We start from the raw sequence: 11,802 nt of genomic DNA on the forward strand, positions 1-11,802 counted from the left end.
GGCCCGGTGAGCGTCAGCGCAACCGGGCTTTGTTGTTTTTAGCTGCTTTTCTTCCCCGGTTTTAACCCGCGATGTAGCTCGTTGATGCGCTTCATCGACTTGATAGTGCGCTGCGGCTCGGTGGAGGCTACGGATAAAATAATCATCTCCAGACACAGCAGCACCGTGCCGTGGAGCGGGATTTTGCCCTTTTCGCCGCCGCGCGGAACGTGGATCACCACGCTGGCCTCCTTGCTGAAGCGCGAATCAAGGGCATTGGTCAGCAGGATGGTGGGAATGCCCAGACGTTTTGCTTCACGCAGGGTGGTTTGTCCCTCCCGGTGCGCGGACTTCTGCGCCATCATCACCAGCACGTCGCCGCGCTGAAGCGCAATCAGCTGCTCGGCAAGTCCTATTCCGGTACGGTTAAGCGGCGTGGCGGGTAACCCCATGCGGCTGAACAGCCTGGCGGTATACTCGGCCAGAATGCCGGAGGCGCCAATGCCAAATATGGCGACCTGCCTCGCCTGCGCCAGCAGAGAGACCGCCTGGGCCATCGCGTAGCGGTTGTGCGGCTCGGACAACACCTCGCAGGTGTGTTGATGCCCCTCCAGCACGAAATCAATGCTCGCGTTGACGTCGCTGGCAAGCGTGTTCACCGTAGTGGACATCTTTTCGCTGGAGGTGACTACCGGACCAAACCACTGCTCAAGCGTTTGCTTGAGATCGCGCAGCCCGGCGAAACCCAGCGCCTGAATGGCGCGGACCACCGTGGCATCCGAGGTTTTCAGTTCCGCAGCAATCTCCATGGCGGTCTGCTCCATCACCGCTTCGCGATTGTCATGAATATAGCGTGCAACCTGCAGCAGACGCGGCGTCAGCTGATGCGCCCGCGCGCGAAAACGGTCGCCATAGACATCCACGCGCCCTTTCTCTTTGCGGATCACCGTGATGCCTCCGGCAGCGGACGCCCGGCAATCTGAGACTGCACCTGCGCGACCATCAGCCCTAAAGACGCGAACGAATTCGAGATCGCCTCTTCACGCGAGATCAGCACGTAATGCCCGGTTCGGCAGGCATTGAGGAACTGACACCAGCCCGGCATGACCGCATCCATCGCCGCCAGCTCGTCCTGCGGTTTACCGCCCGTATCCCCGCGCCAGGTGGCGAAGACGAAATCGGCATCCAGCTCCGGCAGGCGCTCGGCGCTGACGTCAATCCGTCCCTCTTCCGGGATGGACTCAATCAGCGGCGGGAACTTGAATCCTGCGTCGCGCAGCACGCGGCCCAGCGAGTGGTAGCTGTGCATGGCGTTAATCTTCCCCTGATTCGCCTGAATCACGGACACGGTCACCTTGCTGGTATCAATAGTCGACTTCAGCGCCTTAATCTGCTCCTGATAGCGCCGCTCCAGAACCTTGAGCCGCGCCTGCGTTCCCGTCAGCTGAGCCAGCTTGCGGTAGATTTCCGGCGCGCCGCCGTCGAGATGATCGATGCTCACCGTCGGGGCAATTTTCGCCAGCTGTTCCACCGGGGTGTTGCGGGTCGGCTCGGTAACGATCAGATCAGGCTTTGCGGCGGCGATGGCTTCGATGTCGATATCGGCCGTGCCGATAAATTTAATGTCGGAATTATCGAAGTCGACGCCGGTCAACATGCCGCTGGAGCGCAGAAAGTGGCTGCCGTCCGGCCGCGTGCGGCCATGGCTTGCCACCGGCAGCACGCCAAGCTCAATCAGAGGAATGGTGATATCCAGATCGTGTAATGAAACAATCCGCTTCGGATGAACCGGCACAACGACCTTGCGCCCTAAATCGTCGGTAAATACCTGCGTTGGCTCCGCCGCGCTTACCGCGAACCCCACCAGCAACAGCATCGAAAACAGTACGCGCATTATAGTCCCCCTAAAATCTGTCCCGACGCTGCCAGAGCAGCAGCAGGAAAAACGGTCCGCCAATCAATGAAATGACAATTCCCGCCGGCAGCTGCAGCGGGAGGAATGCAAGACGTCCGACGTTATCCGCCAGCAGCACCAGCAGCGCGCCCAGCACGGCGCTTCCCGTCAGGAGCGCCGTTTGCCCACCGCGCAGCAGCAGGCGCGCCATATGCGGGGCAATCAGCCCCACAAAGCCAATGCTGCCCACGCAGGAGACGCAGGCCGCCGTCAGCACCACCGGGGCGAGAACCCTCAGCAGCGCCAGCCGCGTTATGCGCACGCCAAGACCCGCGGCGGCCTGATTGCCGAGCAACGCCACGTCCGCTGCCCGCGCGGTAAAGAGCAGCAGCGCAAACGCGGGGGCGGCCCAGAGCGCGGCCAGGCCCACCAGCGTCCAGTTTGCCGCATGCAGGCTTCCCGCCAGCCACAGCATCGCCGTCTGCACGTCCCGCACGTCGGCGGTGGTGATAAAGACGCCCATTGCGGCGGCAAACGCCCACGACACGCCGATGCCGATCAGGATGAACCGCGGGCGCGAAATATCGCGCGCCAGGGCGATAACCACCAGCGCGGTGAGCAGCCCACCGGCCATGCCGACCAGCGGACGCCAGGCCAGGCCCAGCGCCGGGAACTGAAAAATGAGCAGCAGTACCGCCGCGCTACAGCCCTCCTTCACGCCGATAAGCCCTGGGTCAGCCAGGCCATTGCGGGTGATGGACTGCATTGCCGCCCCCGCCATACCGAGCATCGCCCCGCACAGCACCGCCATCAGCAGGCGCGGCAGGCGGATATCCATCACGATGTAGCGCGTCTCCGCAGTCAGGCTCGCAGGAGAAAACAGCGCGCGCCCGATGGCGGAGGTGGGAATGGGCAGAGAACCGTGCGTCAGGCCAAAGCCCAGCAGGCTTAGCGCCACCAGCGCCAAAAGAATCAGGCACGCCAGCGCCCGCGGGCGAACCAGCGCCGATATACGGCCAATTCGGATCGCGCGGAATCCGGCCCGGTTCATTTGAACATCCTCGACGCCATAAAGATGAATACGGGCGCGCCGACCAGGGCCGTCATGATGCCGGTTGCCAGCTCCCAGGGGGTAAACAGCGTGCGGGCGGCGATATCCGCCAGCAGCAGAACCAGCGCACCGCACAGGGCAGACAGCGGCACCATCACGCGTAAATCAACTGACACCAGACGGCGAATGAGCTGCGGCACGACCAGGCCAATAAAACCAATCGGCCCGGCGATAGAGACGGCCGCGCCGCAGAGTAGCGCGATGGCCAGCAGGGCGAGCAGGCGGGTTTTCAGCAGGGACACGCCAAGCCCCTGCGCCATTCTGTCGCCCAGCGCCAGCATGTTGAGCGAGGGCGACAGCCCGATAGCAAGAACAAAACCAGCGGCTGCAGCCCACAGGGCGCTCTGGAGCATCTGCGCGTTAACCCCGGCGATATCACCCGCCAGCCAGGTACGCAGGTCGAGCAGCGTCTGTTCATCCAGGATTAACACCGCGGCGGTAATCGACGAGGCAAACGCCGACATCGCCACGCCGCACAGGGTGACCTTCATCGGCGTGAGCCCGGTGCGACCGGACGAGGAGAACATCAGCACCAGCAAAAACAGCGCGGCTGCACCGGCGGCGGCAACGAGCGGGCGACCAAACGGCAGCGACAGGCCAAGCGCGCTGACGCTCGCCACTGCCAGCGCAGCCCCGGCGTTGAGCCCCAGAATATGCGGCTCGCCTAGCGGGTTGCGGATCACAGACTGCAGCAGCACGCCCGCCACGCCGAGCGCGGCGCCCGTCACCATCGCGGCGCAGAGGCGCAGCAGTCGTAATTTGATAATGACGTTATGGTCGAAATTGCGCGGGTCGAAGTGGATGAACGCCTCCACTACCGTCTGCGGGGCGATAAAGCGTGCACCGATGCCAAGATGCGTAATCGCACCCAGCGCCAGCAGCAATATAAAAATCAGGAAGGCCAGAGAAGCGCGTATCATGGCTGTTCAAGGCTCTGGCGAAACGGCATAAAGAACGGTTTGCCGGTCAAGGGGTTGATGGACATATGCACGTCCACATCAAACACCGCTTTGATCAGTTCCGGCGTGCAGACGTCGCCCTCGTGCAATACGCCCTCCACTTTTCCCTGGCGCAAAAAGACCAGCGAATCACCGTAGTTCACGGCGAAGTTGAGATCGTGCAGCACTACCACCACGGTACGCCCGTGCTCACGCGTCAGCGTATGCAGAAGCTCAAGGATCTCCACCTGGTAGCGGAGATCGAGATATGTCGTCGGCTCGTCAAGCAGGATATACGGCGTTTGCTGCGCCAGCGCCATGGCGATCCAGCAGCGCTGACGCTGGCCGCCGGATAAGCTTTCCACCGGCATATGGGCAAACTCTGCCGTGCCGGTCAGGCGCAGGGCCTCTTCCACCGCCCGCTCGTCCTCGTCGCTCCACTGACGCATAAAGTTCTGCCAGGGAAAACGCCCGCGCGAGACCAGTTCAAAAACGGTTAACCCTTCCGGCAGCAGCGGCGACTGCGGGAGAATGCCAAGCTGACGGGCGACCGCTTTGGTGGGCTGCTCGTGGATCGCCTTGCCGTCGAGAACTGCCGCGCCGCCAAGCGGCTGGAGCAAACGCGCAATGGTGCTCAGCAGCGTGGATTTCCCACAGCCGTTCGCCCCTACCAGCACGGTCATTTTCTGCTGTGGGATCGCAAGGGAGATATCATCAACGATGATTTTTTTCTGATAGCCCGCAGAGAGGTTCTCCAGAACCAGACCCGGTTTGTGTGTGTTGTGAGCCACGTGAACGCCAACGTAATGAAAAACCAACAAATAAAAATAAAACTCATTCTCTTTTGAGAGTTTGACGCCGAGCCATGTAGTAGTCAAGCGAAGAAACACCCTGGAAAAACCAGGGGTAAGCCTGAGTAAAAGTGAAAACTGGACGGCTTGTGAAAACATCTATTTCAATGACTTAATTATTATCCCGCTGCGCTTGTACGCACGGTTAAACGCTGTAGTCGATTTTTTCTTTTTTCCATTTACTACTACATTCACGCATGATTGAATGATTCTCAATTACATGTCCGATGCCACTTCCGGCTAACGGACAGACCGTAAAGGGCAATGACTCACACAGTTTGCCGCGAAACGTCATTCGCGGGATATTTCGGGATAACAGATGTAATGGCTACGTTCACACCTTCACTCTCTGGGGTAAAAGGGCGCGCGCTCTTTTCCCTGCTGTTTATGGCGCCGCTGGTTCAGGCAGCAGATAACACCGCGGCTAAAGATGGCGAAACGCTTACCGTCACCGCCGATCCAAATACGACGGCGGAGGCCACCAACGGCTATCAGCCGCTGAACACCTCCACCGCGACGTTAACCAACATGCCGATGCTGGACATCCCGCAGGTGGTCAATACCGTCAGCGACAAAGTGCTGGAGGATCAAAATGCCACCACGCTGGATGAAGCTCTGTACAACGTCAGCAACGTGGTGCAGACCAACACCCTGGGCGGTACGCAGGATGCCTTCGTGCGCCGCGGATTTGGCGCGAACCGCGACGGGTCAATCATGACTAACGGCCTGCGCACCGTCCTGCCGCGCAGCTTTAATGCCGCAACCGAGCGCGTGGAGGTGTTGAAAGGCCCGGCCTCCACGCTGTACGGCATTCTCGATCCGGGCGGCCTGATTAACGTCGTCACCAAACGCCCTGAGAAGACCTTCGGCGGTTCAATTTCTGCCACCTCTTCCAGCTTTGGCGGCGGTACCGGACAGATCGATGTTACTGGCCCAATTGACGGCACGCGTCTGGCGTATCGCCTCACGGGTGAGTATCAGGACGAGGATTACTGGCGTAATTTTGGCAACGAACGCAGCACCTTTATCGCCCCGTCCTTCACCTGGTTCGGCGACGACGCCACCGTGACCGTGCTCTATTCGCATCGCGACTATAAAACGCCGTTCGATCGCGGAACGATCTTCGATCTCAACACCAAAAAGGCCGTCGACGTCGATCGCAAAACCCGCTTTGATGAGCCGTTTAACGTGACCGACGGCCAGTCCGATCTCGCTCAGCTCAATGCGGAATATCGCCTCAACAGCCAGTGGACCGCGAAGTTTGACTACAGCTACAGCCAGGATAAATACAGCGATAACCAGGCGCGCGTGATGGCATACGATTCAAAAACCGGCAACCTGACCCGCCGAGTGGATGCCACCCAGGGCTCGACCCAGCGTATGCACACGACGCGCGCGGATCTGCAGGGGAACGTGGACATCGCGGGCTTTTACAATGAGATCCTGACCGGCGTGTCGTATGAGAATTACGATCTGCTGCGCACCGACATGATCCGCTGTAAGAACGTTAAGGATTTCAATATCTATCATCCGACGTATGGCAAACTCGGCAAATGCACCACCGTGTCGGCGTCCGACAGCGACCAGACGCTGAAGCAGGAAAGCTACTCTGCCTATGCGCAGGACGCGCTGTACCTGACCGATAAGTGGATTGCCGTCGCAGGCATGCGCTACCAGTATTACACCCAGTACGCGGGGAAAGGCCGCCCGTTCAACGTCAACACCGACAGCCGCGACGAACAGTGGACGCCGAAGCTGGGGCTGGTTTATAAGCTCACGCCAGCGGTCTCGCTGTTTGCCAACTACTCGCAAACGTTTATGCCGCAGTCGTCCATTGCGAGCTACATCGGCGATCTGCCGCCGGAAACGTCGAATGCTTACGAGGTGGGCGCAAAGTTCGACCTGTTCGACGGGGTTACCGCCAATATCGCGCTGTTTGATATTCACAAACGCAACGTGTTGTACAACGAAAGCGTGGGAGGGGAAACCATCGCCAAAACGGCGGGCCGCGTGCGCTCCCAGGGCATGGAGGTGGATCTGGCCGGTTCACTGACCGAGAACACCAATATTATCGCCAGCTATGGCTATACCGACGCGAAGGTGCTGGAAGATCCGGACTACGCGGGCAAACCGCTGCCGAACGTGCCGCGCCATACCGGCTCCCTGTTCCTGACCTACGATATTCACAATGCGTTTGCCGGGAATACCCTGACGCTGGGCGGCGGCGGGCACGGCGTAAGCCGTCGTTCCGCAACCAACGGTGCGGATTATTATCTGCCGGGCTATTTCGTGGCGGATGCGTTTGCGGCGTACAAGATGAAGCTACAGTATCCGGTGACGCTGCAGGTGAACGTGAAGAACCTGTTTGATAAAACCTACTACACCTCATCTATCGCCACCAACAATCTGGGTAATCAGATTGGCGACCCGCGCGAAGTGCAGTTTACGGTGAAGATGGAGTTTTGATGTAAAAAAGCCCGGTGGCGCTAACGCTTACCGGGCCTACGCTCCATTCCCTCTCGCTGTGGGAGAGGGTTAGGGTGAGGGCATCAGGCCTCAATATCCGCCATATCGCCTTTCTCCTGCAGCCAGTTACGACGGTCTTCCGAACGTTTCTTGGCAAGGAGCATATCCATCATGGCGTTGGTCTGCTGTTCGTCTTCGTCGCTGATCGTCAGCTGCACCAGACGGCGCGTGTTCGGATCCAGCGTCGTTTCGCGCAGCTGCATCGGGTTCATCTCGCCCAGCCCTTTAAAGCGCTGAACGTTAGGTTTGCCCTTCTTGCGCTTCAGCTGTTCCAGCACGCCCGCTTTTTCTTCTTCCGTCAGCGCGTAGTAAACCTCTTTGCCGAGGTCGATACGGTAAAGCGGCGGCAGCGCCACGTGGACGTGACCATTTTTAACCAGCGTGCGGAAGTGCTTCACAAAAAGCGCGCACAGCAGCGTGGCGATGTGCAGACCATCGGAATCCGCATCCGCGAGGATACAGATCTTGCCGTAGCGCAGCTGGCTCAAATCGTCGCTATCCGGATCGATACCGATCGCCACCGAGATATCGTGGACTTCCTGCGAGGCCAGCACTTCATCTGAAGAGACCTCCCAGGTGTTCAGGATTTTCCCCTTGAGCGGCATGATCGCCTGGTATTCACGGTCGCGAGCCTGCTTGGCCGATCCACCCGCCGAGTCCCCTTCCACGAGGAATAGCTCGGTACGGTTGAGATCCTGCGCGGTACAGTCCGCCAGCTTGCCCGGCAGCGCAGGGCCGCTGGTCAGCTTTTTACGCACCACTTTCTTCGCGGCACGCAGACGACGCTGGGCGCTGGATATCGCCATTTCAGCCAGCATCTCTGCTGCCTGAACGTTCTGGTTCAGCCACAGGGTAAACGCATCTTTCACCACGCCGGAAACGAACGCCGCGCACTGGCGTGACGACAGACGCTCTTTGGTCTGACCGGCAAACTGCGGATCCTGCATCTTCACGGAGAGCACGTAGGCGCAGCGGTCCCAGATATCTTCCGCCGACAGCTTCACGCCGCGCGGCAGGATATTGCGGTATTCGCAAAATTCGCGCATCGCGTCCAGCAGTCCCTGACGCAGCCCGTTGACGTGGGTACCGCCGAGCATGGTTGGGATCAGGTTGACGTAGCTTTCGGTCAGCAGTTCGCCGCCTTCCGGCAGCCACAGCAGAGCCCAGTCGACCGCTTCGGTATCGCCGCTAAAGTTACCGACGAACGGTTTTTCCGGCAGCGTCGGCAGGCCGTTTACCGCTTCGCACAGGTAGTCGTTCAGGCCATCGGCGTAGCACCAGGTCTGCTCGGTATTGTTGACGTTATCCTTAAAGGTAATTTCCACACCCGGACACAGCACCGCTTTGGCTTTCAGCAGGTGCGTCAGGCGGGATACGGAAAAGCGCGGGCTGTCGAAGAAGCTTTCGTCAGGCCAGAAGTGGACGCTGGTGCCGGTGTTGCGTTTGCCGCACGTGCCGACAACCTGCAGATCCTGCACCTTCTCGCCGTTTTCAAACGCGATGTTATAAATCTGGCCGTCGCGACGGACGTTTACTTCCACGCGCTTGGACAGGGCGTTGACGACGGAAATCCCCACGCCGTGCAGGCCGCCGGAGAACTGGTAGTTCTTGTTGGAGAACTTACCGCCCGCATGCAGACGACAGAGGATCAGCTCAACGGCAGGCACGCCCTCTTCCGGATGGATATCCACCGGCATGCCGCGCCCGTCGTCGATGACTTCCAGCGACTGATCGGCATGCAGGATAACGTCAACGCGTTTGGCATGGCCCGCCAGCGCTTCGTCCACACTGTTATCAATAACTTCCTGGCCCAGATGGTTTGGGCGCGTTGTATCGGTGTACATCCCCGGGCGGCGGCGAACCGGCTCAAGCCCGGTGAGGACCTCAATGGCATCAGCGTTATAGGTTTGCGTCATGATTTAAACTAGCAATTCGCATTGATTGTCAGTGGCTGTGCAGTCCAAGAAAATCGACAATCTGGGTGAAATGATTCTCAAAGCCCGTGAAAGCATGGTTTCCGCCCTCTTCTATAGTCTGGCGGCAGGAGGCGTAATACGCCACTGCCTGGCGGTAATCCAGCACTTCATCACCCGTCTGCTGCAACAGCCAGATGAGATCCGGCGCCTCAAGCGGGTCGACCTGCATAACTTTGAGATCGTAAATATGGCGTGACTCTAGCACATATTGCTGCCCGGTGTAGGGGTTCTCGTTTTCGCCAAGAAAGTCCCTCAGCAGCTCAAATGGCCGAACCGCCGGATTAACCACAACGGCAGGTAGCATGAAGCATTGTGAGAGCCAGGTGGCGTAATACCCGCCCAGCGAGGAACCGACCACACCAAAGGTTTCGCCGCCGTGCGCAAGCACAATCGATTCCAGCATCTCCGCGGCCTCTGCCGGGTAAGGCGGCAGCTGCGGGATAATCATCTCAACGTCGGGGTGATGCTCGCTCAGCCACTGGCGAAACAGAGTCGCTTTTGCGGAGCGCGGCGAGCTGTTGAATCCGTGCAGATAAAGGAGCGTAGACATCAATAGCCTTCTGAAGCGGTATCCGGGCGGAATTTTGCACCGGTCAAACGGCAGACTTCCGTGGTCAGCGTGCCGTCGGCATGCAGTTCCAGCCAGCGCCAGCCTGGCGCAATGGTATCCAGCGTAAAGTTGGCGCAGTGCGGCTTAAACTGAACGCAGGTCGACGGCGTCGCCAGCATGCGGCGCCCGTTCCAGTCGAGATCCTGTTCCTGGTGAATATGTCCACACAGCAGGTTTTTCACTCGCGGGAACTTCGCCAGCACGCGATCCAACGCTGCGGAGTTGCGCAGACTGTGCTGATCGAGCCAGCTACAGCCCGCCGGCAGAGGGTGATGATGAAGCAACAGCAGCGTGTGACGTTCAGGTTCAGCAGCCAGTTTGGTCTCCAGCCAGTCGAGCTGAAACTCGCTTAACTCACCGTGCGGGACGCCAAACACCTGGCTGTCCAGCAGCAGGATCTGCCACTGGTCACCCGCAAAAACACATTTCGCCGGAGAAATACCCGCATCCTGGAGAGAACTGTACATAGCGGGCTGGAAGTCATGATTTCCTGGCAGCCAGACGCAAGGCACGCTAAAGCTCGCGATGCCTTCAGCAAAATGCTGGTAGGCCGCGGAAGATTGGTCCTGCGCCAGATCGCCCGTTGCGACAATCAGATCGCATGCACGGTTTTCGGCGTGAATCGCGCTAAGTACCGCCTGATAACTCTCCCAGGTATTCACCCCCAGCAGCGTTTCATGCTTTTCGGCAAAAAGGTGGGTATCGGTGATTTGTAATATCCTGACTGGCGCCCCACCAGCAACAGTCAGGTTCAACAGGCTTTCCAAATGGTGTCCTTAGGTAGGTTTATGACGCTAACAAACCGGAATCGCCATTGCTCCATGTGCTAAACAATATCTTAGCCAGTCGGCTAAAAACTGGTTAATTTGATGCTTTTCGTCGCGTTGATGCAACTTTTTATTCGGGTAATCATACCGCGCCTTGAAGCGAAAGATCTGCTGGCTTGAACACACTTCAGCGACCATCGCGTCGTGATAGAGGCGTACCGTCATCGACGGCAGGCTCCAGTAGCTAATGCTGGGTGCCGTTTGCTCAATTTCCACCAGCGTAGTGTAGCGCGTTGATTCTGTTATCGTTAAACGATACTGCGCGTTGCTCACCTGATAGCTTACCGTTTCGCCGGGTGCGTCGTTTTTCGGCAGCAGGCGGCGCAATTGTGCGAAATTGGTTTCGCACAGGCGCATCATTTCTGGGAAGTCAGGCGTATAGCGCTTCATTTTTTCCACTCGTTTCGTAATGTCTGATAATGCAGCTGCAGCCATTGCAGGGCGATGACAGACGCTGCGTTGTCGATTTTCCCCTCTTCTACCCACTGATAAGCCTGTTCCCGGCTCACCACATGAACACGAATATCTTCGTTTTCATCTGCCAGACCGTGGATCCCTTCCGCCGTCGTGGCGTCCACTTCGCCCACCATAATGGACAAGCGCTCGCTGGTACCTCCCGGGCTTGCCAGATAGCTCAGCACCGGTTTTGTGCGGCCCACCACCAGCCCGGCCTCTTCCAGCGCCTCGCGTCGGGCGACGTCTTCAACCGTCTCACCTTCTTCGATCATCCCGGCCACCATTTCCAGCAGCCACGGGCTCTCACTGACGTCATAAGCGGCGATGCGGATCTGCTCCACCAGCACAACTTCGTCACGCACTGGGTCAAAGGGTAGCAAGACTGCCGCATGCCCGCGCTCAAAAATTTCGCGTCTGATTTCGCCGCTCATTTCACCGTTGAACAGGCGATGCCTGAAACGGTAAAGATCCATTGAAAAAAAACCGCTATAAAGCGTTTCTCGTGCAATAATTTCTACATCGTTTTTGGCGAATGTCACGGGCAACTTTTCTGGTTTTTGCATGAGTCGAGTCCTGGTAGCAATGGTGATGAAATTGTGAATTTCAAGGCTGTTTGGCTGCCGTTTGTAAGGCT

General features: G+C 58.6%; 11 protein-coding genes. 1 reads left to right on the top strand and 10 read right to left on the bottom strand.

The features are described from left to right. Positions 1-38: 38 nt before the first annotated feature. Genes ELK40_RS19355 through ELK40_RS19375 form a run of 5 tightly spaced genes read right to left on the bottom strand, consistent with a single transcriptional unit; the run spans position 39 to position 4,713 of the window. On the bottom strand, positions 39-926 hold the full coding sequence (locus ELK40_RS19355) for a MurR/RpiR family transcriptional regulator (protein WP_111963280.1): 888 nt from the start codon (positions 924-926) through the stop codon (positions 39-41). Continuing rightward, on the bottom strand, positions 923-1,873 hold the full coding sequence (locus tag ELK40_RS19360; protein ID WP_127732324.1) for an iron-siderophore ABC transporter substrate-binding protein: 951 nt from the start codon (positions 1,871-1,873) through the stop codon (positions 923-925). Before ELK40_RS19360 ends, ELK40_RS19355 begins: the two co-directional genes overlap by 4 nt. Before the next feature lie 10 nt (positions 1,874-1,883). Then, positions 1,884-2,924 (bottom strand): iron ABC transporter permease, encoded by a 1,041-nt coding sequence (locus ELK40_RS19365; protein ID WP_115876286.1) that lies wholly within the window; start codon positions 2,922-2,924, stop codon positions 1,884-1,886. Then, complete coding sequence (locus tag ELK40_RS19370; protein WP_115876287.1) at positions 2,921-3,904, bottom strand: iron ABC transporter permease; 984 nt, start codon at positions 3,902-3,904, stop codon at positions 2,921-2,923. The genes ELK40_RS19365 and ELK40_RS19370 overlap by 4 nt, the downstream gene beginning before the upstream one ends. Continuing rightward, complete coding sequence (locus ELK40_RS19375; RefSeq protein WP_127732326.1) at positions 3,901-4,713, bottom strand: ABC transporter ATP-binding protein; 813 nt, start codon at positions 4,711-4,713, stop codon at positions 3,901-3,903. The genes ELK40_RS19370 and ELK40_RS19375 overlap by 4 nt, the downstream gene beginning before the upstream one ends. 384 nt (positions 4,714-5,097) lie before the next feature. On the opposite strand from ELK40_RS19375, the gene ELK40_RS19380 reads away from it, so the two are divergent. Continuing rightward, positions 5,098-7,239 carry a TonB-dependent siderophore receptor gene (locus tag ELK40_RS19380; protein WP_127732328.1) on the top strand — a complete coding sequence of 714 codons (2,142 nt, stop codon included), beginning with the start codon at positions 5,098-5,100 and terminating at the stop codon, positions 7,237-7,239. A gap of 83 nt (positions 7,240-7,322) precedes the next feature. Here ELK40_RS19380 and parE read toward each other — a convergent pair whose 3' ends face one another. The 5 genes from parE to nudF are packed head-to-tail and all read right to left on the bottom strand — an operon-like array spanning position 7,323 to position 11,731. Further along, positions 7,323-9,215, bottom strand: a complete 1,893-nt coding sequence (parE, locus tag ELK40_RS19385) for a DNA topoisomerase IV subunit B (protein ID WP_111963285.1) — start codon at positions 9,213-9,215, stop codon at positions 7,323-7,325. Positions 9,216-9,243: 28 nt separating this feature from the next. After that, complete coding sequence (yqiA, locus tag ELK40_RS19390) at positions 9,244-9,825, bottom strand: esterase YqiA (RefSeq protein ID WP_047173609.1); 582 nt, start codon at positions 9,823-9,825, stop codon at positions 9,244-9,246. Beyond that, positions 9,825-10,652 (bottom strand): 3',5'-cyclic-AMP phosphodiesterase, encoded by an 828-nt coding sequence (gene cpdA, locus ELK40_RS19395; protein ID WP_111963286.1) that lies wholly within the window; start codon positions 10,650-10,652, stop codon positions 9,825-9,827. The genes yqiA and cpdA overlap by 1 nt, the downstream gene beginning before the upstream one ends. 27 nt (positions 10,653-10,679) lie before the next feature. Then, positions 10,680-11,102, bottom strand: a complete 423-nt coding sequence (locus ELK40_RS19400) for a DUF1249 family protein (protein ID WP_014833293.1) — start codon at positions 11,100-11,102, stop codon at positions 10,680-10,682. Beyond that, entirely contained in the window at positions 11,099-11,731 is a 633-nt protein-coding gene (gene nudF, locus ELK40_RS19405) for an ADP-ribose diphosphatase (protein WP_008502974.1), read from the bottom strand. The genes ELK40_RS19400 and nudF overlap by 4 nt, the downstream gene beginning before the upstream one ends. Between the last annotated feature and the right edge of the window lie 71 nt (positions 11,732-11,802).

This window comes from Enterobacter sp. N18-03635, assembly GCF_004006055.1.
GTDB lineage: Bacteria > Pseudomonadota > Gammaproteobacteria > Enterobacterales > Enterobacteriaceae > Enterobacter > Enterobacter vonholyi.